Origin of the sequence: Algoriphagus halophilus (genome assembly GCF_041729275.1) — a bacterium.
GTDB lineage: Bacteria > Bacteroidota > Bacteroidia > Cytophagales > Cyclobacteriaceae > Algoriphagus > Algoriphagus halophilus_A.
This window is the reverse complement of sequence record NZ_CP146486.1, coordinates 4,762,865-4,784,820: the sequence shown is the minus strand read 5'-3', so window position 1 is coordinate 4,784,820 and position 21,956 is coordinate 4,762,865. Positions and strand designations below refer to the sequence as shown.

18 protein-coding genes and 8 pseudogenes are annotated in these 21,956 nt (G+C 39.8%); 19 read left to right on the top strand and 7 right to left on the bottom strand.

What is annotated here, in order from left to right; genetic code table 11:
• The first annotated feature begins 419 nt into the window (after nucleotides 1-419).
• From V8V91_RS25725 to rsgA, 8 genes and pseudogenes are all read left to right on the top strand, one after another.
• A complete protein-coding gene (locus V8V91_RS25725) occupies nucleotides 420-875 on the top strand; it encodes a hypothetical protein (RefSeq protein ID WP_373397878.1) in 456 nt (151 codons plus the stop codon).
• Nucleotides 876-1,123: 248 nt separating this feature from the next.
• A complete protein-coding gene (locus V8V91_RS25720; RefSeq protein WP_373397877.1) occupies nucleotides 1,124-2,206 on the top strand; it encodes a Fic family protein in 1,083 nt (360 codons plus the stop codon).
• 139 nt (nucleotides 2,207-2,345) lie between these two features.
• Entirely contained in the window at nucleotides 2,346-2,471 is a 126-nt protein-coding gene (locus tag V8V91_RS25715) for a hypothetical protein (protein ID WP_373397876.1), read from the top strand.
• 9 nt (nucleotides 2,472-2,480) lie between these two features.
• Nucleotides 2,481-4,640 carry a prolyl oligopeptidase family serine peptidase gene (locus tag V8V91_RS25710; protein ID WP_373397875.1) on the top strand — a complete coding sequence of 720 codons (2,160 nt, stop codon included), beginning with the start codon at nucleotides 2,481-2,483 and terminating at the stop codon, nucleotides 4,638-4,640.
• A gap of 312 nt (nucleotides 4,641-4,952) precedes the next feature.
• The gene (locus tag V8V91_RS25705) at nucleotides 4,953-5,309 is read left to right on the top strand and encodes a hypothetical protein (RefSeq protein WP_373397874.1); all 357 of its coding nucleotides are present in this window, start codon (nucleotides 4,953-4,955) and stop codon (nucleotides 5,307-5,309) included.
• A gap of 211 nt (nucleotides 5,310-5,520) precedes the next feature.
• Nucleotides 5,521-5,763: a hypothetical protein gene (locus tag V8V91_RS25700; protein ID WP_074223588.1), complete on the top strand. Its 243-nt coding sequence runs from the start codon at nucleotides 5,521-5,523 to the stop codon at nucleotides 5,761-5,763.
• 346 nt (nucleotides 5,764-6,109) lie between these two features.
• Nucleotides 6,110-6,903 (top strand): annotated as a pseudogene (locus tag V8V91_RS25695) (cation transporter).
• A 150-nt stretch (nucleotides 6,904-7,053) separates the two neighbouring features.
• Nucleotides 7,054-8,118 carry a ribosome small subunit-dependent GTPase A gene (gene rsgA, locus V8V91_RS25690; protein WP_373397873.1) on the top strand — a complete coding sequence of 355 codons (1,065 nt, stop codon included), beginning with the start codon at nucleotides 7,054-7,056 and terminating at the stop codon, nucleotides 8,116-8,118.
• 93 nt (nucleotides 8,119-8,211) lie between these two features.
• On the opposite strand, the gene V8V91_RS25685 is transcribed toward rsgA, so the two are convergent.
• Both V8V91_RS25685 and V8V91_RS25680 read right to left on the bottom strand, forming a co-directional pair.
• Nucleotides 8,212-8,607: a DUF1573 domain-containing protein gene (locus V8V91_RS25685; RefSeq protein WP_373397872.1), complete on the bottom strand. Its 396-nt coding sequence runs from the start codon at nucleotides 8,605-8,607 to the stop codon at nucleotides 8,212-8,214.
• Between the two features lie 122 nt (nucleotides 8,608-8,729).
• Nucleotides 8,730-10,172, bottom strand: a pseudogene (locus V8V91_RS25680) (ATP-dependent RecD-like DNA helicase).
• Nucleotides 10,173-10,186: 14 nt separating this feature from the next.
• Here V8V91_RS25680 and V8V91_RS25675 point away from each other — a divergent pair.
• From V8V91_RS25675 to coaD, 4 genes are all read left to right on the top strand, one after another.
• Nucleotides 10,187-10,696, top strand: coding sequence for an NUDIX domain-containing protein (locus V8V91_RS25675; protein ID WP_373397871.1), 510 nt, complete (start codon nucleotides 10,187-10,189; stop codon nucleotides 10,694-10,696).
• Between the two features lie 48 nt (nucleotides 10,697-10,744).
• Complete coding sequence (locus V8V91_RS25670; protein WP_074223582.1) at nucleotides 10,745-11,326, top strand: hypothetical protein; 582 nt, start codon at nucleotides 10,745-10,747, stop codon at nucleotides 11,324-11,326.
• Nucleotides 11,327-11,529: 203 nt separating this feature from the next.
• Nucleotides 11,530-12,156, top strand: coding sequence for a DUF3822 family protein (locus tag V8V91_RS25665; protein ID WP_373397870.1), 627 nt, complete (start codon nucleotides 11,530-11,532; stop codon nucleotides 12,154-12,156).
• A gap of 3 nt (nucleotides 12,157-12,159) precedes the next feature.
• A complete protein-coding gene (gene coaD / locus V8V91_RS25660; protein WP_074223580.1) occupies nucleotides 12,160-12,615 on the top strand; it encodes a pantetheine-phosphate adenylyltransferase in 456 nt (151 codons plus the stop codon).
• Here coaD and V8V91_RS25655 read toward each other — a convergent pair.
• From V8V91_RS25655 to V8V91_RS25645, 3 genes and pseudogenes are all read right to left on the bottom strand, one after another.
• On the bottom strand, nucleotides 12,603-12,872 hold the full coding sequence (locus tag V8V91_RS25655) for a hypothetical protein (RefSeq protein ID WP_373400864.1): 270 nt from the start codon (nucleotides 12,870-12,872) through the stop codon (nucleotides 12,603-12,605). The two genes, coaD and V8V91_RS25655, sit on opposite strands and share 13 nt — an antisense overlap.
• Before the next feature lie 35 nt (nucleotides 12,873-12,907).
• Nucleotides 12,908-12,955, bottom strand: a pseudogene (locus tag V8V91_RS25650) (hypothetical protein); the annotation flags it as partial.
• 76 nt (nucleotides 12,956-13,031) lie between these two features.
• Nucleotides 13,032-13,289, bottom strand: a complete 258-nt coding sequence (locus tag V8V91_RS25645) for a hypothetical protein (RefSeq protein WP_373397869.1) — start codon at nucleotides 13,287-13,289, stop codon at nucleotides 13,032-13,034.
• A gap of 97 nt (nucleotides 13,290-13,386) precedes the next feature.
• On the opposite strand from V8V91_RS25645, the pseudogene pyrE reads away from it, so the two are divergent.
• Nucleotides 13,387-14,030: pseudogene (gene pyrE / locus V8V91_RS25640) on the top strand (orotate phosphoribosyltransferase).
• An 87-nt stretch (nucleotides 14,031-14,117) separates the two neighbouring features.
• Here the strand turns inward: pyrE and V8V91_RS25635 are convergent.
• Entirely contained in the window at nucleotides 14,118-14,567 is a 450-nt protein-coding gene (locus V8V91_RS25635; protein ID WP_373397868.1) for a hypothetical protein, read from the bottom strand.
• A gap of 188 nt (nucleotides 14,568-14,755) precedes the next feature.
• Nucleotides 14,756-15,270: pseudogene (locus V8V91_RS25630) on the bottom strand (gamma carbonic anhydrase family protein).
• Nucleotides 15,271-15,421: 151 nt separating this feature from the next.
• On the opposite strand from V8V91_RS25630, the gene V8V91_RS25625 reads away from it, so the two are divergent.
• The 6 genes and pseudogenes from V8V91_RS25625 to lptE all read left to right on the top strand — a co-directional run bounded on the left by V8V91_RS25625 (nucleotide 15,422) and on the right by lptE (nucleotide 21,926).
• Nucleotides 15,422-16,147 carry a YceI family protein gene (locus V8V91_RS25625; RefSeq protein ID WP_373397867.1) on the top strand — a complete coding sequence of 242 codons (726 nt, stop codon included), beginning with the start codon at nucleotides 15,422-15,424 and terminating at the stop codon, nucleotides 16,145-16,147.
• Between the two features lie 300 nt (nucleotides 16,148-16,447).
• Nucleotides 16,448-17,460 (top strand): annotated as a pseudogene (locus V8V91_RS25620) (anthranilate synthase component I family protein).
• Nucleotides 17,441-18,547 (top strand): DNA polymerase IV, encoded by a 1,107-nt coding sequence (dinB, locus tag V8V91_RS25615; protein WP_373397866.1) that lies wholly within the window; start codon nucleotides 17,441-17,443, stop codon nucleotides 18,545-18,547. Before V8V91_RS25620 ends, dinB begins: the two are co-directional and overlap by 20 nt.
• A 92-nt stretch (nucleotides 18,548-18,639) precedes the next feature.
• Nucleotides 18,640-20,116, top strand: a pseudogene (gene miaB, locus V8V91_RS25610) (tRNA (N6-isopentenyl adenosine(37)-C2)-methylthiotransferase MiaB).
• A pseudogene (locus V8V91_RS25605) lies at nucleotides 20,113-21,403 on the top strand (sigma-54 interaction domain-containing protein). Before miaB ends, V8V91_RS25605 begins: the two co-directional pseudogenes overlap by 4 nt.
• Nucleotides 21,387-21,926 (top strand): LPS assembly lipoprotein LptE, encoded by a 540-nt coding sequence (lptE, locus tag V8V91_RS25600; protein WP_373397865.1) that lies wholly within the window; start codon nucleotides 21,387-21,389, stop codon nucleotides 21,924-21,926. Before V8V91_RS25605 ends, lptE begins: the two are co-directional and overlap by 17 nt.
• Nucleotides 21,927-21,956 lie beyond the last annotated feature (30 nt).

Here is a 21,956-nt window from a genome sequence, read left to right as displayed (position 1 = left end):
CTGCTCTATCTACTATTTTGGCTTATCTCTGTTTCCAGAGCTTTGGACTTCGGCATGATGTGCTACCTCATCCATCCTCATAGCCTCAGTATAGAGTTCCTGTTCGTCAGTACAGACACCGCAGTCTGGCTTACTTCAGTGTATACCTCGCGGTAAACCACCTTGCCACTTGCTTGGCCTGGTGTTAACGACTCCCGCGCTTAAGGGACTTTCACCCGTTGGAACGACCATCACGGGTCTATATTCACCATTCAAGGCACACAATGCGCATAATCCAAAGCGGTTAAAGTGTTAGACAATAGAAATGTGCTCTTAAGATTGATCAGATAAAAAATAAAATAATGCTCATAAAGCGCTGCTGATCATGCGCTTAGCGTTAGCAACAATATGTACCTCAACAGAACTATGATACCCTTCCAATGAACTTCATTTACAGCTTTTTAATTGTGATTAGTTCGTGGGGATTAGGAGCAATAGTGTCCCAATTATTTGAGAGAAGACTTAAGGACAAGTCGTTATTAACAAACACTCTCTCTATTGATAAAGAAATATACCGAAAAATTGGCGTTGACTTTTTTGAATTCCTTGTTACTAAAACAATTTACGGCAAGATGAATCGGACTATTAGGATTAATGGTATAAGTTGTTCTAACTTATTGATATCTAGACATGAAATGATAAAAAGTGAATTTGGACATTTCATTGGATTATTAAGTTCTCAACTAATTCTATTTATTGTTTTTGACTTAAGGTCTGAATTGATATTCTTTTTTTCCGGTACAGCATTCAACCTAATATTAAATCTCTATCCAATATTACTTCAACAGAAAAATAGAAGTCGAATTAACAAAATAATTGATAAATACTGTTGCTAACAATGGTAGCAGCAATAGTCGCTTAGGCCAACACACAAACCAAAACTACAGCTGCTAGCCGGACCGTTGAGAAACATCCCTTCGGTCGTTTCTCAATGTCGGGGCTCCACACCGTTTGGAAACCGCCCCGACATTGTGCCTCATGCAAAAAAAACAAGAGTAAAACTTACTTCTCAAAACAATACGAGAGTAATTTTTGATTATTTTTACCTCTGAATAAAATACAGGTGTAAAAATTACTCTCGATTATGAACAGCTTCGATAAAGCCAAACCATTTAACAATCTGCCTCTACTCCCACCAACAGCAGATCTAGAAACTAAAGAAATTCTTACAAAAACAATCAAAGCCAGCAGGGCTTTAGCTCAATTAAATGGCGCAATAAGAAACCTACCTAATCCTAGTTTATTTCTAGACACTCTTCATTTGCAGGAAGCAAAAGCTAGTTCTGAAATTGAGAATATCGTAACAACAAATGACGACTTGTATCAAGCCGTTGTGGCAGATAAAAAATTCGACAACCTAGCTACAAAAGAAGTAATTAGTTACAAAGAAGCTATTTGGTTAGGTTTTAAAAGACTTGAGGAAAAACCTTTTATCACAACAAACCTTTGTATCGAAATTGTTCAATGTATTAAACAAACTACAGCTGGAATAAGAACAACTCCTGGAACGACTCTCTCTAATTCAAAAGGCGATATTATCTACACACCACCATCAGGTGAAGAGGTAATTCGAGAAAAAATGGCAAATCTTGAAGCTTTCATCAATGAAAATCATACGTTAGACCCACTAATTAAAATGGCCATTTCACATTACCAATTTGAAGCCATACACCCTTTTTCGGACGGTAATGGAAGAACAGGTCGTATTCTTCTTTTACTTCAGCTAAAACTAGAGCAACTACTTGACATCCCTGCCCTTTTCTTAAGTGAGTACATCATAGAGAATAAAGACAAATACTACCAAGGTTTAAAGGCGATAACCGAGAAAAATAATTGGTCGAATTTTATTCTATACATGCTGGATATGGTAGAAAAAACTGCTATAAAAGGGTTAAATAGATTAGAATCCATAATTCAACTTATGGAAATAACAGGACTAGAAATAAAAGAAAAGCTTCCTAAAGTTTACTCCAAAGATTTAATTGAAGTCATTTTCAAACTGCCTTATACCAAAAGACAAAACCTAATTGATATGGACCTAGGAACACCAAAAACAGTCGGAAACTATCTAATGGCCTTAGAAGAAGAAGGATTTCTAACATCCATAAGAGTCGGTAAAGAAAAATTATATCTGAATAAGAAATTAATGAACATACTTGAAAATTAAAAAGCACGAAGGCATAACATCGTCTATAGCAAATGCTGGCCTTGAAACTAAAAAATGATATTTTGTACTTTCAATAACCATCCGGCTGGCGAGGGCGGAACGTTTTCAAAATGCCGCACTACCCATAGCCAGGAACGTTATGTTCCAAGGAAGAGGTAACGATAAAACCAAAAAATCCGACTTGGAAGACCTTCAGAAAACGTACGCTCGATTGGCGAGTGCGCTATTTGAGCAGTGTAAGATTATTTCACTAGACAACTACTAAAACAAACACATGCAACAGATCTCTTTTTGGCAAACATGGGTAGTGGCAGGCTTACTGATGGTGTTGCCTGCAATAGTTACAGCACAGGAAGGTGAGCTCACTCTTGATGACCTATTCGCAACGCCAAAACTGACAGGAACAACCCCGTCCCAACCCACATGGGCACCAAACAGCAAGCACTTCGCTTTTACTTGGAGTGAACCAGGAAATCCTGGGCGTGGCCTCTGGGTATTCGCAAGCGATGGGAAGAAAGTGCGCCTTAATTCCGATACGCCATCCCCATCAGTTCGCGATATTGCATGGACCGACGCGAACACAATCGTCAGCCTCCGAGGCAACAACTTATGGCAGACTTCGCTGAGCCAGGGAAACGACCTCCAATTTATGCCCGTCCAGGCAGATGCACATAACCTGTCGATATCGCCAAACGGCAAGCAAGCGGCGTATATACGGAACGGTGACCTTTGGCTTGCTGACTTCCCTTCCAAACAGAATCGCCAGCTCACCAAGATCGGCATCGCCAGTCTCTCGAGCTTACAGAAGGGGCGATACAGCCGAGCGGAACGTGAAATCGGTCCAGGCATCTGGAGTGGGCCAACTTACAAATGGTCCCCGGATGGCAAAACAATTGTATTTCACCTCGTTGACAGACGTGAGATGCGAAAGGTACCGTTCCCGGATTACCTCGCTGATGAAACGAATCCCAACGAAGTACGCAGAAGTTACCCGGGCGATCCAAATGAGATTCGTAGGGTTGGACTGCTCGATGTAGAAAGCGGGAACATTATATACCTCGATTTGCCAGATCCGCATGCTAACCAGGTCATCGACTTCAACTGGTCACCAAGCGGTGCACTGCTGGTGGATATCGCATCCGACACGGCGGTTGAACGTAAGTTGTTTGTAGTTGCACCCGGAGAAAGCCAAATGCACGAGATTTGGCGAGGTGTTCGAGAGAGCCGCATGTATACATCGTTTGGGTCTACCTGGCATCCAGATGGAAAGAAGGTTGTTTTCTTAAGCGATATGGGTGATCGCTACGGCCTGTACACGATCGATACCTCAACGCCTGGGGATCGTCCGCAGCTCCTGACTAATCCGTCCTACGATGTACTGTCCGCCCCAAGTATTGCTGGTGATGCACTGTTTTATCCAGGCAACGGCGTCAATCCCTACGAACAACACGTGTATCGCCTGAAGATGTCCGGTGGCGATCCAGAGCAGGTGACATGTCTTTCGGGCAGGAACGATGGCTACCCCTCACCGGATGGCCGGCACTTGGTGTTCATGCACAGCAATGACACATCACCGCCCGAGCTTTATGTGGTAAGCAGCGAGGGTGGTGACGCTACGCGAGTAACCAACTCTCCGTTGCCCGCCTTTACGGAGCGAACCTGGGCGGCTGCGGAATACGTTAGTTTCCCCAGTCTTGTAGATGAATACACGCTGCATGCCCGGATTCTGAAACCTACGAATATGCAGCCCGGTAAGAAGTATCCAGTGCTATTTGGGCCCGTGTATTCGAATACAGCGAGAAACCGCTGGGCCGGTAACTACAGCCTCGTGCAGCAACTGTTGGTCAAGAAGGGATATATTATCATGCAGGTGGATTCTCGAGGTAGCGACGGTTATGGTAGAGCATTCCGTGAAGAGTTCCTGCTGGGTTTTGCGGACCAGGACATTGAGGATTATGCAAGTGCCGTTGCCTACATGGAGTCACAGGATTATGTCGATCCCGAACGCATCGGTATTTGGGGCAGCAGTTACGGTGGCACACTTTCCGTTTATTCGCTATTGATGAAGCCGGGCTTATTCCAGGTAGGTGTTGCTGCAGCTGCGGCTGTTGACCCGCTGTTCTTTGGCACGGACGATGTTGCGATTGTTCGTACCCCACAGACACACCCGGAGATCTTCGAAAGAAAAGCACTCAAGTATGCATCAAATCTGCAGGATAAACTCCTGTTTATCCACGGTATGCAAGACCATGTGGTCCCCTTCAAGACAGTGACCGTGTTAGCTGAAGAACTGATTAAACAGGGCAAGGACTTCGACTTTGCGTTTGCACCGGGTGCAACACATGGATGGAGCCGTGAGCAAAATTACGATCGCTACCTGTTTGGTAAGATTATCGAATACTTTGACCGACACCTAGCCGTTCCGTCTAAGTAGATGCCTGCCAGCCGGCAGGCTGGTTTGTAGGTCTCTTGTTTCTTGGGGTTAAGGAACACCGGGTAACAAACGATATACCACATGCATCACCTTAATTACCTGACAGTGAAACGCAACTAAGAAAATTTACCGATATATGAAAGCCCAGAGGCATATGCCATATCTGGACGATAGCAAAAAATATTTCCAGATTTTTTAGTTAAAACAAAAACAAGCCACTGTAAGTACTATATTAAGTACTATATAAAACCAGTGGCATTTTTCTTAATCCTTGTCTATTTGTTGAAACCTAACTACAAACTATTTCATACCATGAAGCGCTTGTTTTTATTACTCTGCTTGACTATTGTCTCCGCCTATGAAGTCCTTGCGCAAACAACATTTGTACTCGAGCCCTCTCAAAGTATGATTATGACTGGAAAAGGACCTGGTCAAGACGCGACGATTAATCCTTACCGAGGACAGGATTGCTTTGCAATTGTTGAAAATATTGGGGACATGCAATTTTCAGTTAGAATTCAACAAGACGGAAAAATCATCAATGAAATCACCATTCTTAAAGGGGAATCAAAAAAGATCAAACTTTTAAAAGAACAAGAACTTTACCTGGACCCCAACCCCAAAGGAACTGCAAAAGCGAGTGTGGATTATGAAAAAATTAAGTGGTAAGTGAATGTTTATTGCAAGCGATATTTTTAAATCCTGTTAAAGTAGTGTCTATAAAATAAACATGATTTATCACGAGGATTTAAGTTGAACACCTCCAATTAGGTTTCTCAGCCCCTTCCCTATTTTTATTTATTACAATTCCATATTCCCTGTACCCCAAGGTTTTATGTGATTTTTAAAGTAAATTCATAGACATTAAAATCTCATAGCCATGTCTATCCGAATCGCCTCCAGTTGCAACCATTGCAACTCTTTTTCCGAATCCCACATGTGCAAAACACATGATTTGAAAGTCAGTGAAGAATACACATGTGACCAATTTTCTATTCTTCAGCAATTAAACAAATCCATGCATTGCAAAAGCTGCCAACGAATGAATCGGGCAGATTGCGAACATCCCGATTTGGCTGCTGATGGAATGCTATGTGCAAGTTGGGCTCCGAAGGTTTCTTGAACAAAAGAGGGCTTTTGAATGTTTTAGGCCCAAAGAAGCATAGGAAATTCCTTTTCCCGAAAAATTAAAAATGGGATTCTACTACTTGATCATAAAAGTGGATTGGGTAGCTTATGACCAAAATTAATAAATCCTGAATATCCCCCTCTCCGAATTCAAACATACCCTAGCCGGAAGCAAACTATTCCCCCTAATACGAGTATTATGCTCTCAACCTTAAATTATTTTAATAGTAAAATAGGATTCATTAACCACTAAATAATAAACTTACATCTAAGGTGTTCTGAAGGCTAAAAACAAAGCCTAAATAACAATTATAAACCACTCGCAAAGCTTCTCACCCCGAATGGAAAAATCAACCTTTGAAATTCCAAAAATGGATTGTCCTTCTGAGGAAAATTTAATCCGGATGAAGCTAGACGGATTAGCATGTATTAAACAATTGAAATTTGATATTCCTAACAGGAAATTAACTGTTTACCATCATGGAGGGACTGAAAAAATTGAAGGATCCATTTTGGATTTGAATTTGGGCGGGAATAGATTGAGTACTGAAAAAATAGAACAATTCGATTTTGAAGATATTACCCAACAGAAAAAATTACTCTGGGTAGTCCTTGCGATCAACTTTTCCTTTTTCATCATTGAACTTTCCACTGGTCTGATCTCAAAATCCATGGGATTGGTGGCAGATAGTCTGGATATGCTTGCCGATGCTTTTGTTTATGGAATCAGCCTCTTTGCTGTAGGAGGAACACTGGTTCGGAAAAAGAAAATTGCAAAGCTGGCAGGGTATTTTCAAATTCTTTTGGCTGCATTCGGATTCTTGGAAGTATTGAGAAGATTTTTGGAAATGAAAGCCTTCCCCACTTTACCACCATGATTTATATTTCTGTCATGGCATTGCTTGCAAATGGAATATGCCTCTATCTATTACAACAGTCAAAAGGGAAGGAAGAAGCGCATATGAAAGCCAGTATGATTTTCACTTCCAATGATGTCATCATCAATTTAGGAGTCATTATAGCTGGGTTTTTAGTGCATTGGCTAAACTCCAATAAGCCTGATTTAATTATTGGGAGCATCGTTTTTGTTTTGGTGGTGCAAGGAGCGCTCAGGATATTGAAATTAGGAAAATAAATCCCTGATCACATTTAGCTAATTCTTCAAATAATCTTCAAACCGAATTCACCCAAGTTTTAAAGGATTTTGGTAAATTAATTCGCTTTTACCTACTGGAATTAGTCTGTTGAATTTTGCCACTCCCGTTTGACTACGTTAGTAACTGAAATGACTCTGGAAGATCTAGGATATACCGAATCGCTGGCTGCTTATCAAAAACAGCATCATCTTGATTCTTTTTTGATTGGTAGAGTAATATCCGAACACAAAGAACGGTACCTAGTTAGGACGGCTGACTCGGAATATGACAGTGAAATTATCGGCAATTTAAGATTCACTGCCAATAGCAGGGCTGATTTCCCTGCTGTAGGGGACTGGGTGGCCATTTCTCCTTTCAATGAAAAGGATGCATTGATACACGCTGTATTTCCCAGAAAAACAATCATCGAACGACAGGCAGTTGGAAAACACGGGGAAAAACAAATTATTGCCACCAATATTGATTATGCTTTTATTGTTTTGGCTGTAGACCGGGATTTCAGCATCAATCGGATCGAACGATACCTCAGTATTTGCTATGCTGCCAAGGTAACTCCTAAGATCATCCTTACTAAAATAGATTTAATTGAGGATTCGGAGTTGCAATCCTTGGTTGCAAAAGTTCGGAATAGAATCACAGATGTTCCTTTGTTTACAATCAGTAATGAAAGTCTCATTGGTATCGAGGAGATTAAAAAGATCATTCAAAAAGGTAAATCCTATTGCTTACTGGGATCCTCTGGGGTTGGTAAATCCAGCCTATCCAATATCCTTTCAGGCAAACAATCCATGAAAACGGATGCCATCAGCACCAGTACCAACCGAGGAAAGCATGTGACCAGCCATAGGGAATTATTGATTTTAGAAAATGGAGGAATCCTGATTGATAATCCCGGTATGAGGGAAGTTGGAATGACAGATATCAGTGAAGGCTTAGATCAAACTTTTGAACAGATTATTGCCTTGGCTAAGGAATGTAAATTCAAGGATTGCACCCACACTAGTGAACTGGGTTGTAGCGTCCTAAACGCTTTGGAAAAAGGAGAATTGGATCAATCTTCCTATGAAAACTACCTCAAAATGGAGCGGGAAAAGGCCCATTTCGAATCCACCATAGCAGAAAAACGGAAGCGGGACAAGCATTTTGGAAAGATGATGAAGAACTTTAAAAAAGATCAGAACAAGTTTAAATAGCCAAAAACGCTCATTCCTAATTTTTATCCCACAAAAAAACCTCTCGGAAATCCGAGAGGTTATAGTTTGATTTAATTCGTATTAAACTCTTAATTACTTAGTCTTAGGCAATACATTGGAGATCAAAGAAATCTTCTCTATTGGCTCAGAAGCGTTGGAATAAATTCTAACAACTGAATTTTGCTTACCCATTTTTCCTGCTGAGTTAAAAGAGACTTTAATTTCAGCAGATGTACCTGGAGCAATCGGCTCCTTTGGCCAGCTAGGTACTGTACATCCACAAGTTGCCGCTACATTGGAAATGATCAAGGGAGCTTTTCCAGTGTTGGTTAATTCAAACGTATGTGAAACTTTATCACCTTGAGTAATATCTCCAAAGTCAATTGACTTTTCCTTAAAGGTAATTGCTGCTCCAGAAGCTTCTTGTGCATTGGCATGAAATACCAAGGCAAATGCAAAAAGGCTAAATAGAATCGCTATTTTTTTCATGGTTAATCTATTTTTTAGTTTCCAAATATTCAATTTTTTCGAATAGCATCAAACAACGAAATTGACTACTAATGGTTTTTTAAATTGAAAATACCTTGCCAAAAATGCTTGAACACCTCACTTTAATCTTCGCTTTCCGGTGATTTAACAAAAAATAGTGGATTAAAATTCACCAAATACAATTCCTCCGTAGCCCTGGTGACAGCTGTATACAACCACCTGGTAAAGTCCTTGTCTACCTGATCTTCTTTCAGATATCCTTGATCTACAAAAACCGCCTTCCACTGCCCTCCTTGGGCCTTATGACAGGTCAAAGCATAGGCAAACTTCACTTGCAAGGCATTTAAATAAGGATCCTTTCGAATGAGTTCCTGCCGTTCTACTTTGCTGGCGACATCTGCATAATCTTCTGAAACTTGCTGGTAAAGACTCCTATATTGATCTCGTGTCAAAGAGGGGCTCGGAGAATACAGGGTATCCAAGAGTACTTTTGCCTCAAAGTGAGGTTCATCTGGATAATCCAACAGCCGAAGTTCCAAGGTAGCAAACCTGAATCCATATAATTCTTCAAAGGATCTGATTTTCATCACTTCTGCCATGTCCCCATTGGCCAAGAAATTCACCCGATCCGAGTCAGCCATGTAGGTATAGTTATTTTTTACGATCATCAACAAATCACCGGTACTGATCTCATCTTCAAAAAATGTATCACTTTCCGGATGTATAGATTATACTGAACAGCTGCTTTATTGGATCGAGTGACGATGGTGGTGTTTTCCGTCCCGTATTTATCATAGGCATATCTTAACCCATCTTCCAGCCTTTCTCCAGTCATCTTGAAGGTATCCTTGAATCGATTGGTAGTAATCTGTATTTCCGGTTGCTCTTTTTTAATTGATCCCTCAGATTGGTCGCATTGTACAGAATACCAGATTCCAATTTCTGACGCATGACTTCTGTCAATTCAATTTGGTCTGCATTTAGACGGAAATGCCTAAGCAAATACCGGACTCTAAGGCAGGGCTATAATCACTTCCAACTGGTGGCAATTGTGCGGTATCCCCAACCAGGATCAATCGATTCCCGGTTCCTTGAAAGGTAAATCGGATCAGATCCCCCAATAAGGTCCCAGACATCCCTCCATCATCAGCAAGCATGGAAGATTCATCAATGATGAAAACAGTATCCTTATAGTAATTTTTCTGAAGAATAAAGCCCATTCCCAGGTTCCCGTCTTCTCCTTTGGGCTTATAGATGATTTTGTGAATGGTATAAGCAGCTCTATTGCTATAATTCCCCATCACTTTGGCCGCTCTTCCTGTTGGAGCAAGCAACAGGGCCCTCATATTCAATCGAGGTAAACTTTTCACCAAGGCTGAAATTACAGATGTCTTCCCTGTACCTGCATATCCCCGCAATACAAAGGTGGGTTTGGAACCGGAATCCATTAACAGGAACTGATCCATTTTCTTAAAAAAGCTGGATTGTCCCAATGTGGGAGGAAATGGGAAATTTTTGATCAATAAATCCGAAGGCTTCGGCAAGTGCTGATTATCTTTAGCCATAGAAACGAATGTAAATGTCAAAAGACGAAATCAGCAAAGAAATCGAGTCAAAATTTGGAAATCATTTACGAGTACGGGTAAATGGAATCCTAATCGAGGACAATAAATTATTAATGGTCAAACATTTGATGGGAAATGGAAAGATTTTGTGGTCTGTCCCAGGAGGTGGGATGCATTACGGAGAAAATGCAGCACAAAATCTCATCCGTGAATTCGAAGAAGAAACTGGCCTAAATGTTAAAATTACTAAATATTTGTTCGTTCATGAGTATTTAGACCCTCCATTACATGCCATGGAGCATTTTTTTAACGTAAAATCCACAGGAGGTTCTTTGAAACTCGGAGAAGATCCCGAACTTAGTAAGGAATTCCAGATTCTAAATGAATTGGCATGGATGAGCCTGGAAGATATCCGTTCACTGCCTCAGGACTCCCTTCATCAAATCTTTTGGCGAATAAATTCACTTGAAGACCTAGGTTTGTGGAAAGGATATTTTAATTTTGGAAATATTTCCATAAAATAGCACGTTTTAAAAACCTTCAACCTTACCTTGATTTAAAATTTAATCAAAATGAATCTAACGAAAGTATTATCCTTTGTCTTCCTTTTAGCTGCTCTAGGTCTTGGTTACCTTCTTTGGAAAGGCGTAGATGATGTAGTGGAAACTGAAAAGAGAATTGCTGCAACAGAAGCTGCCATTATCGAAAAGCTCCAAATGCTACGTGATGCTGAATTAGCATACCAAGCAGCCAACGGGAAATACGCAGACAACTGGGACTCCTTGAAGCAATTTATCAAGGAAGGTAAAATTTGGTTAGTACAAAGAACTGAAACTACTAAATTGTTAGAATACGGTAAAGAAGAAACCACCGTTACTTTTGACACCTTGGGTTCTGTTAATGTACTAGACTCTTTATTCAACGATAGAAAATACCCAGACTTCAACTTAGAAGCACTTGCGGTGGTTCCAGGTTCAGGCGGAAAGCAATTTGAATTCTTTGCAGACAAAATCGAAAGAAACAGTTATGAAGTGGCTGTATTCGAGATCAGAGACCCTGCTCCAATCAATCCTGAAAGAAGATTAAATAATAACGAAAAAGCCCTTAAAGTGGGTTCCAGAACTGACGCTTCTACTGAAGGAAACTGGAAATAATCCCTACGGATTTTGGAAAACAATCTAAAAGTATTCAAAAGTGATAAGTTTGATGTGGAAGACACAACGAGCTTATCACTTTTTTATATCCCAATTCCCTTGCTGTTTTTGCCAAGGATAACAATCAGGCGAATATTGGCATCCACTTTTACACTACGTTTAGTTGGGATAAATTAGATGGACTTCTTGTCTCCGACCCCTTATTGAAGTTAGACCTTCCCACCAAAATCTACCTTCATCAACCTGACTTTAGTTTGGTTCCGGGGGTTCTATTTCAACCTGGAAAAGAAGAAACTTACTTATCATTTATTGGAAATCTGGAAAAGGACAACTTTTACTTTTCCACGCCACTAGATAGCAATAACATTCAGCTGGTTTCTTATTTGAATGGAAAAGCGAAGAAATCCCTGGAAGCAAGATTTTCTGATTTAAGCTTTTATCACGGAGGTACTTCCTTTCTTTCCTACCTTTTCAAGGAGCGGTTCAATTTAATAGGACAAGAGATCCTGGTATGTGTGTTCGAACGATACATCTACTTGGCTGCATTCACTGATCAGGAACTAAGTGTGTTCAACATTTTTGAAATTCAAGATAAGGCAGATATCCTCAAATATGTGAGCATCCTTATCGACCAGCTTAATTTTGATAAGAATTATGTTCGCATCAGTTTATTTGGGGCAACCGAGCAGAATGGAATCACAGAAGATTGGGGAAAAAGTTATTTCCACCATTTCAGGTTGATGACTCCCCATTCCAATCAAAATTATCCTCACGGATTTAAACATTTGAAATCCAGAGGATTATTTGAAACTTACTGGCAATTCGATTAACCCATGAAAAAAGTAGCCATATTTCCAGGTTCATTTGACCCATTTACCATGGGACATCATGACATAGTAATCCGAAGTTTGAAACTTTTTGATGAAGTAATCATCGGAATTGGCTACAATTCCACCAAACAAAATCGCTACTTCGACATCGATGTGATGGTCAGCAAGATCGAAGATGTTTATAAAGGAATAGACTCGGTAAAAGTAATTGTTTACAATGAGCTGACTTCTACCCTAGCTAAAAAACATCATGCATCTTATTTGGTAAGAGGGCTTAGAAATACGACTGATTTTGAATATGAAAATACCATCAGTCAGATGAACCGGTATTTAAACGAAGACCTTGAAACCGTATTCTTGATTACTTCTCCTCCTTTCGCGGCAATCAGTTCAACAGTAATCCGGGAAGTACATCGTTATGGAGGAGATATTTCCGAATTCCTTCCTTACAAAATCTGAACCTTAGGGCGATTTTTTATGAATTGCTTAAACAGGTAGCGCATGGATGGATAGGAATTGACCAAGGCAATTTTGGCATCTGTTTCATAAAACCATCGAATATCATCAATGCCCTCCTCTTTTTGTGGTGCCATACCTTTATCATCCACACATTCCATTTCATACCAAAAAGTCTTTTTAAGTATGCTCTTTCTGTTCTGGGTATAAGTATGCCAAGTGTTGTATAAGTGTTTTTTGATTTCACTTTGATGGCGCATTCTTCTTCTACTTCACGTACAGCACATTGTTCAGGAGTCTCACCTTTCTCAAATTTTCCTTTAGGAAAGTCCCACTTTCCCAATCTATAAATTAATAGAACTTTTTCTTCTTGTTGGTCACCACCCCTCCCGCAGCTTTAATGATCATAAACCTACTTTTCACAAACTTTTTAGCGCAGATTTATCATTGGTCACCAAGGTAATGGAATCCAGATTTTTAAGCTTCCGTGTTCTCAGCACATATAATAACTTGATAACCAGATCATGTGAAGGCTCATGAAAAAGAATATCATCATTCCAAGAAACTTGGTTTAACAATTCATCTGGTTGGCGGTAAATCGACTCATAAGATTTCTTTGCATCCAACTCTTCATATGAAAGGAGTTCCAAAGGCTTGTCATTAACAAAAATTCTCATAGAAATACTGAGTCTTTAATTTACTGAATGAGCCAAAAATGCATAAAAAAATCAGCAGCAACAACCTTCCGCAAAGTTTATCACTTATTTTTGGGGTATGGAAATCTTAGACTCGAGTGTAGCTGCAGAAGTAGCTGATAAATTACTGGAAATACAAGCCATTCGCCTTCAACCAGAAAACCCATTTACTTGGGCTTCTGGATGGAAATCCCCTATCTATTGTGATAATCGACTGTCTTTATCTTTTCCAAAAGTCCGTAATCTGATCAAAGAACAATTGGTAAGAAGTGTGATGCATTATTTTCCAGAGGCAGAAGCCATTGCCGGTGTTGCCACTGCTGGTATTTCACAGGGCGCTTTAATTGCCAATGATCTAGAGCTTCCTTTCATTTATGTTCGCTCCAAGGCCAAAGGTCATGGAATGGAAAATATGATTGAAGGAAAAGTTACTCCAGGCCAAAAAGTAGTAGTAGTAGAAGATCTTGTTTCAACTGGAGGTAGTTCTTTAAAAGCAGTAGAAGACTTAAGGAAAGCTGGATTTGAAGTTCTTGGCATGGTTGCCATTTTCACTTATGGTTTCGATATAGCAGATCAGAATTTTAAAAATTCAAATACCAAGTTGATCTGTTTAAGCCATTACGAAGCTCTTCTTCCGAGAGCGATCTTAAAAATTATATTACGGATGAAACTTTAAAGTCCCTATCCGCCTGGAGAAAAGACCCAAGTAGTTGGACTCCCTAAATCATCCATAGCAATCCCTCATTATAGCAATTCAATAGTGAGGGATTTTTTATTGGTGGATAAAATCCAATAGGGCTTCTTCCAATATTAGATTTCCTTCACTTCAGAATTCTGGTGCTGAAGGTCGAGAAAGTTTTTGGTCAAATACAACCTCACCGTTCCTACAAGTAGGAATAATGCTAGTAGGCATACCAACAACCATTTACATGTCGTGATTATAGAAGCCCAAGATACCATAATGGGCTTTTCTACCGGATAGGAATCTAATATTTGAATAATCAGGATATTTTCAATCAAGTCAAAAAGTACTATTCCTAATGGAATGAGTAAAACCTTTGGTTTTTTCCAAACTAAAAACAGTAAACCGCTTGCAAGCATACCATAGACAAACATATAAGGGAAGTCCAATGCTAAAATCCCAACTCGGTATAAGTCCCTGTCTGGCTTAGAAAGATTTCCAATGGCTATATAAGCTTGTTCTACCGTGTAAGCAAATTTGAGATCTAAGGCATACTCGGAGGGTAGAAAATAATTCAATAAAAAATTGAATACTAAAAAGAGGAGCGTTAAAGATATCAAAACAGTCCTCCTACTAAGCGATAAAAAAATTGCTTTAGGAATCATAAAAAATGAATTTGGTAATGGAAATTTACAAAATAATATAATTTAAACCATTAAATGCTAGTTGTTTTTTTTAGGGTACCTCTGATAAATATTAGAAATTTTTATTCTTTTTCAAACCATGAGGCATACATAGGATAGTTTTTGGCAGTTCTATCAATGACCTCCTGCATAGCATCCCCTGTATCCTTCACTTTTTTGCAGGAATACCTGCATAAATTGAATTCGCCTCCACCACAGTTCCTGCCAAAACCACTGCTCCAGCAGCGATGACTGCACCGGAATGAACCACTGCCCCATCCATTACAATAGCTCCCATTCCAATTAACACTCGATCATGGATGGTACAGCCATGAACCACGGCATTATGAGCGATCGACACTTTATTTCCAATGATCGTAGGATACTTCTGATAGGTACAGTGGATTACCGCCCCATCTTGTATGTTGGAATCATCCCCAATTTCAATTTTATGAACATCTCCCCTGATAACTGCGTTAAACCAAACCGTGCAGTTTTTACCCATCATAACCTCACCTACTACCGTTGCATTAGGTGCGAGCCAACAATTTTCACCAAAAGACGGTTCTTTTGAATTCACTGGAATAATTAATGCCATCACGTATTTATAATTAGGTTTCACTCAAATCTAAGGAGATAAATTTTGGGACATAAAATTATTTATATGAAACTTTTCTAAAAATTTTGAGTTTACATGTATATACACATAAATTTGTAACGTATTCAACCCTTATCAAATAAAACAACCAATGAAAACTATTAAACTATCAGGATTATTTATTGCTACAGCATTGATCGCTTTCTCATGTAGCAAACCTGCAGACACCGTAGAGACTTCAGAAGCTCAAGAAGTTGCTGCAGCAGAAGGTAAAACTTTAGAAATTGTTCCAGATGCTACTACCATTGCTTGGAGAGGCTACAAGCCAGCTGGACAGCATTTCGGTAAAATCCCAGCAGTAGAAGGTACATTAGCTGTGAAGGGAGAAGAAATCACCGGTGGTAAATTTACTTTTGACATTACAGGTCTTAAGATCGAAGATATGGAAGAAACAGACGAGAGCTACGGTAAGCTTTATGGTCACTTGCAATCTGCAGATTTCTTTGATGCCGAAAACCATCCAAACGCTACGTTTGAAATTACTTCAGTAGAGCCATTCAATAGTGGTGACGTAATTGCAGATGTTGAGCAGTTTGAGACAGATAACACACCTCTTTCTTCTTCTGAACTTTCTCCAGAAAACCCAACTCACTGGATCAGCGGAAACTTGACCATGAGAGGAACTACCAAAAACATTAAATTCCCTGCAGCAGTAAGCTTGGAAAATGGTGCTGTAGTTGCGAAAGCTGGTTTTAACATCGATAGAACTGCCTGGGGACTTGCCTATGGTGATGAAGCTTCAGCTGTAGACAAAGCAAAGGACAAGTTTATCTACAATACTGTTTCTCTTTCTTTAGATGTGAAAGCTTCAGAATAATCAGTATTATTAAATTGATAAGAGGAATTCATAAGAATTCCTCTTTTTTTGTCCTTCCATGAATGAATACTCTTTTTCATATCGCCCTGAATTCCCAAACTGGAAACAAAAATTAATCTCTTGGGCAAATAACCACTTCGATTATTTAGCACTTTTTCAGGGAAACGGTTATGAATATCCTGAGGGGCCTTTCCAAGATTCTTTGTTTGTAGGCAATACCCAGTTGACAGAACAAGAACTTTGGGATGATCAAAGGAACATTACCAAAGTCGGAATCTTGGGGTATGATTTAAAAATCAAATTGAAAAGCTGGATAGTAAAAATCTTGCCCCCTTTAATTTACCTGACCTATGTTTTTTTACTCCAGAACTCAGTTTTTCATTTCAAGGTAATCTGATAAAAAGTAAAACAGCATTACCAAATACTTTTTGGAAACAGGTTGAAAACACCACTATTGAAGAAGGGAATACCTCTTGTTCATTCAAGAGACAAACTACAAAAGAGGAGTACATCGCTACTGTCAAGAAAATTCAAGAGTATATCATCGAAGGAGAAACTTATGAAATGAATTATTGTCAATCTTTTGAAGGATCTTTTGAACAATGGGACCCTTTGACTGCATTTTTCAGATTACAAGCCACTTCTCCTATGCCTTTTGCTTCCTTATTTAAAGCAAAACACCAATGGCTAGTTTCAGCCTCTCCCGAGAGGTTTATCAAAAGAAACCATCTCCGATTGATCGGACAACCCATAAAAGGCACGATCCGGAGAGGTGCCACCCTAGAAGAGGATCAATTAAATAAGGAAAGGTTACTGGCCAGCGAAAAAGAAAGGGCTGAAAATCTCATGATTACAGATTTGACCAGAAATGACCTATCTAAGGTTTCAGAAATTGGTTCTGTTCAAGTAGATGAATTATTTGGAGTCTATGCGCTTCCCAGGGTCTTCCAGATGATCACTACCGTGAGATCAACCCTAAAAAAGAAGCCACTTTGAAGGAAGTCATTCATGCGACATTCCCCATGGGTTCCATGACCGGCGCCCCTAAAATCAGAACAATGAAACTGATTGAACAATTGGAATCGTTTAAAAGGGGATGGTTTTCAGGTGCAATTGGGTGGATCAATGAATCAGGAGATTTTGATTTCTCGGTAGTAATACGAAGTATCATTGCAGACTTTGAGCACAAAAAACTCTATTTTGGAGTAGGAAGTGCCATTACCATCGACTCTGACCCCGTTCAAGAGTACGAGGAATGCGAACTTAAATCCCAAGCCATCAGAGAGGTGTTAAATGGAAGAAATCAGTCCTAATGCATACCGAAAAATCATTCATGTAGACATGGATGCGTTCTATGCTTCGGTCGAACAAATGGACCATCCTGAATGGAGGGGCAAACCATTAGTAGTAGGTGGAAACGAATCCCGGGGAGTCGTTGCAGCGGCAAGTTATGAAGCCAGAAAATTCGGTGTCTATTCTGCCATGGCATCCAGTATAGCAGCTAGAAAATGTCCCAATCTTATTTTTGCAAAACCTCGATTTGATCGGTACAAAGAGCTCTCCATGCAAATTAGAGAAGTGTTTTACGAATACACCGATCTGGTAGAACCCCTATCTCTGGATGAAGCATTTTTGGATGTCACAGAGAATAAAAAAGGCCTGACTTCAGCCATTCTTATCGCGAAACAAATACGGGCCAAAATCAAAGAAAAAACTGGGCTCAATGCCTCTGCAGGGGTCTCCTACAATAAATTCCTGGCCAAGATTGCCTCCGACCTTAACAAACCCAATGGTCAGGCGTATATCCTTCCGGAAGAGGCAGAAGCATTTCTGGAGAAACTTCCAATTGGTAAGTTTTTTGGCATCGGAAAAGTAACTGCTGAAAAAATGCGTAAAATCGGCATTCATAACGGGGCGGATCTAAAGCAGTTTTCATTACAGTTTCTGTCCAAAAAATTTGGGAAATCCGGACTTCACTACTTCAATATTGTTAGAGGTATCCACCTTTCTGAGGTTCAACCTCACCGGGTCCGAAAATCATTAAGTGCTGAGAACACCTTTGAAAAAGACTTAATTACCGATTCTGAATTGATTGAGGCAATGCATGCAATCTATTTGGAACTTGCAAAGAGGATAGAAAGAAGTGGAGTAAAAGGAAGGACGGTTACCTTAAAGATCAAATACGCAGACTTTTCCCAACAGACTAGAAGCAAGACCTTGGACCAATACCCTGAAAATGACACGATTTGGGAAATTGCCCAAGAGCTGCTTTTTCAAGAAAATCTTCCAAAGGCCATTCGATTGCTTGGACTGGGTATTTCAAACCTGAATATCACAGAAGAGCACCAACATTTTGGGGAGCAGCTTAAGATTCCTTTTTCCAAAAAGAGCTCCTCTTGAAGTACTTCCCCGCTTAGCAAAGAAAAAGAGCAAGATAATCTGCCATTTTGTCTGCATTTTATTAATTTCGCATCCCGAAAGTATTTCTATACATGGAAAATCTAATTAAAGACATTGACATCATCTCCGGTGAAGAAGCACAAGCATGTGACTTTAAAACCACGGTGGATGAGAATACTGGTAAATCCAGAAAACTATACATCGAGAGTTATGGTTGCCAAATGAATTTCTCTGATTCAGAGATTGTGGCTTCCATTATGAAAGAAAATGGGTTTGACACTACTTCTGACTTCAACCAAGCAGACGTGATCTTTCTAAATACTTGTTCGATTCGTGAAAAAGCTGAACAAACCGTCAGGAAGAGATTAACCGACTTCAATAAAGCTAAAAAAGCAAGCCGGAAATGACCATTGGCGTTTTAGGATGCATGGCAGAGCGGCTGAAAGAAAAACTTCTGGAAGAAGAGAAAATTGTGGACGTGGTGGTAGGACCGGATGCTTATCGAGATCTTCCTAACCTCATCGCTTCTGCTGAGGAAGGCAATAAAGGAGTCAATACCTTTCTGTCTCGAGAAGAAACTTACGCGGACATCGCTCCTGTCCGGCTAAATTCCAATGGAATTACCGCATTCATCTCCATTATGAGAGGTTGTGACAACATGTGTTCTTTTTGCGTGGTACCCTTTACCAGAGGAAGAGAGCGAAGCAGAGACCCTCATTCTATTGTAGCGGAAGCCCAGGATTTATTTGCAAAAGGATATAAGGAAGTAACCCTTCTTGGCCAAAACGTAGACAGTTATAAATGGTCTCCAGAGGAAAACAACAAAGCACGATTAAGCAAAAAAGAAGGAGAAGTTAGTACGGTCGTTAATTTTGCCAATTTATTGGAAATGGTGGCGCAGGTATCTCCTTATTTGCGAGTTAGATTTTCTACCTCTCACCCTAAAGACATTACGGATGAAGTACTTTATACCATGAAGAAGTACGATAACATTTGTAAATACATTCACCTTCCTGTACAGAGCGGCAATAGCCGAGTACTTGAATTGATGAATAGAACCTATGACCGGGAATGGTACTTAAACCGAGTACAAGCCATCCGAGATATCCTGGGAGAAGAGTGTGGAATTTCCTCTGATATGATCGCTGGTTTTTGTACAGAAACGGAAGAAGAGCATCAAGATACTTTGACCTTGATGGACTTGGTGAAGTATGACTTTAGTTATATGTTCTTCTATTCAGAAAGACCAGGAACTTTGGCTGCCAAGAAATATGAGGATGACATCCCCTTGGATTTGAAAAAGAGAAGACTATCTGAAATCATTTCTAAGCAGAGCCAACTTTCCTTGGAAAGAAACAAATTGGACATTGGAAAAGAACAGTTGATTTTGATCGAAGGGACTTCCAAAAATCTGACCAGGAATACCGCGGAAGAAATTCAGCCAATAAAGTGGTAATCATTCCAGCGGGAGACTACCAACCAGGTGATTACGTTTTAGTTAAAGTGACTGATTGTACCACTGCAACGCTGTTTGGAGAAATTATTACAGTGAACCCTACTCTTCAATGATTACAGATTCCGAAATACAAAGTGTCAAGCAGCGGTTTGGAATAATAGGCAATAGTCCTTTGCTGAATCATGCCATTCAAGTGGCGATGCAGGCTGCCCCTACGGACATGACTGTCTTGATTACGGGAGAAAGTGGAAGTGGGAAGGAAAGCTTTTCTAAGATTATCCATTCCTTAAGCCTCAGGAAACATGGGAAATTTATAGCAATCAACTGTGGAGCCATTCCGGAGGGTACCATTGATTCAGAATTGTTCGGACATGAAAAGGGATCTTTTACAGGTGCACATGAGGCAAGAAAAGGATATTTTGAAGTAACAGATGGCGGATCTATTTTCCTAGATGAAATAGGTGAAATGCCCCTTGGAACCCAAGCTCGCTTATTAAGAGTTCTGGAGAATGGGGAATTCATTAAGGTTGGCTCTTCTAAAGTACAAAAAACCAATGTACGGGTGATTACTGCTACTAATGTCAAACTGCTCAATGCAGTGGAAAAAGGGAAATTTAGAGAGGATCTGTATTACCGTTTAAATACAGTACCGATCTACGTTCCTCCACTCCGTGAACGCGGGGATGACATGGTGCTGTTATTTAGAAAGTTCACCTCAGACTTTTCTGAAAAATACCATGTAAAACCCATTTCTCTGGATTTGGATGCCCAAGCTTTATTAAAAAGATATCCATTTCCTGGCAACATCAGACAGTTAAAAAACCTTGCAGAGCAGATTTCCTTGTTGGAAGATTCCCGTGAGGTAGATGCAGAAACTTTGTCAAAGTATTTACCCACAGACAATTCTAGATTACCGATGACGTTAGGTAATCAGAGCAGCAAGTCTGAAACCACCGATTTCTCGGAAAGGGATTTACTTTATAAGGTTCTTTTTGATATGAAAAAGACATGAACGACCTTAAAAAGCTTGTTCTGGAATCCTATCAAAACGGTGGTTTGAGTCAAAGTATCATTCAAAAGCATCAAGGTTTATTTGAGGATATGGATAGTTCAGCGCCTAAAAATGAACCAACTGAAAGCAATCCAAATTATTCCGTTCCATTGGTTATTGCACCTCAAAAAACCAGAATGAACCTGACAGCAATTACGAGGACGATGTAATTGAGGATATTTACCATGAGGAAGATGATAATTCACTTTCTTTGGAAAGAAAAGAAAAAGAGATGATTCTAAAAGCCTTGCGGAAGCATAATAACAAAAGAAAATATGCTGCCAGCGACTTAGGGATTTCAGAACGAACCTTGTATAGGAAGATCAAGCAATATGAAATTGACCAGTAAATTACCAGTTCTTCTCATTTGCTGTTTATTCTTCGGATTACAGGCATGTTCGGTAAAATACAGCTTCACCGGAACAAATATCAATTACGACTTGGTAAAGACCTTTACTGTGGAGAATTTCTTCAACGATTCTGGAGGTGGCCCTGCCAATATGGAGCAGCTTTTCACTGAATCATTAAAAGAATATTATCAGCGAAATACTCAGCTGGAACTGGTGAGAAGTAACGGTGATTTACAATTTGCTGGAGCTATAAATCGTTATTCTCTTACTCCGCAGTCGGCGGTTTCCAGTAATGACCCTAACCTTCCAGATCGAGCCGGACAAATGAGGCTGACCATTGCGGTGGAAGTAGAATACATTAACCTGACCAACGAAGAGGAGAATTTGAGAAGAACATTTTCATTCTTCCAAGACTATGATCCCCGGACGACCACCTTGCTGGATGTTGAAAGCCAACTAGTTGAAGAAATATTTGAAAATATTATTCAGGATATCTTTACGGCAACGGTAGCTAACTGGTAAATTCCCTATATTAAACCTAAAATTAGGCAG

Bases quoted from the DNA above. Each gene is read 5' to 3' on its own strand.
- V8V91_RS25725 (WP_373397878.1), top strand. From the start codon at position 420: ATGAACTTCATTTACAGCTTTTTAATTGTGATTAGTTCGTGGGGATTA.
- V8V91_RS25720 (WP_373397877.1), top strand. From the start codon at position 1,124: ATGAACAGCTTCGATAAAGCCAAACCATTTAACAATCTGCCTCTACTC.
- V8V91_RS25715 (WP_373397876.1), top strand. From the start codon at position 2,346: ATGTTCCAAGGAAGAGGTAACGATAAAACCAAAAAATCCGACTTGGAA.
- V8V91_RS25710 (WP_373397875.1), top strand. From the start codon at position 2,481: ATGCAACAGATCTCTTTTTGGCAAACATGGGTAGTGGCAGGCTTACTG.
- V8V91_RS25705 (WP_373397874.1), top strand. From the start codon at position 4,953: ATGAAGCGCTTGTTTTTATTACTCTGCTTGACTATTGTCTCCGCCTAT.
- V8V91_RS25700 (WP_074223588.1), top strand. From the start codon at position 5,521: ATGTCTATCCGAATCGCCTCCAGTTGCAACCATTGCAACTCTTTTTCC.
- rsgA (WP_373397873.1), top strand. From the start codon at position 7,054: ATGACTCTGGAAGATCTAGGATATACCGAATCGCTGGCTGCTTATCAA.
- V8V91_RS25685 (WP_373397872.1), bottom strand. From the start codon at position 8,607: ATGAAAAAAATAGCGATTCTATTTAGCCTTTTTGCATTTGCCTTGGTA.
- V8V91_RS25675 (WP_373397871.1), top strand. From the start codon at position 10,187: ATGTCAAAAGACGAAATCAGCAAAGAAATCGAGTCAAAATTTGGAAAT.
- V8V91_RS25670 (WP_074223582.1), top strand. From the start codon at position 10,745: ATGAATCTAACGAAAGTATTATCCTTTGTCTTCCTTTTAGCTGCTCTA.
- coaD (WP_074223580.1), top strand. From the start codon at position 12,160: ATGAAAAAAGTAGCCATATTTCCAGGTTCATTTGACCCATTTACCATG.
- V8V91_RS25655 (WP_373400864.1), bottom strand. From the start codon at position 12,872: ATGCGCCATCAAAGTGAAATCAAAAAACACTTATACAACACTTGGCAT.
- V8V91_RS25645 (WP_373397869.1), bottom strand. From the start codon at position 13,289: ATGAGAATTTTTGTTAATGACAAGCCTTTGGAACTCCTTTCATATGAA.
- V8V91_RS25625 (WP_373397867.1), top strand. From the start codon at position 15,422: ATGAAAACTATTAAACTATCAGGATTATTTATTGCTACAGCATTGATC.
- dinB (WP_373397866.1), top strand. From the start codon at position 17,441: ATGGAAGAAATCAGTCCTAATGCATACCGAAAAATCATTCATGTAGAC.
- lptE (WP_373397865.1), top strand. From the start codon at position 21,387: ATGAAATTGACCAGTAAATTACCAGTTCTTCTCATTTGCTGTTTATTC.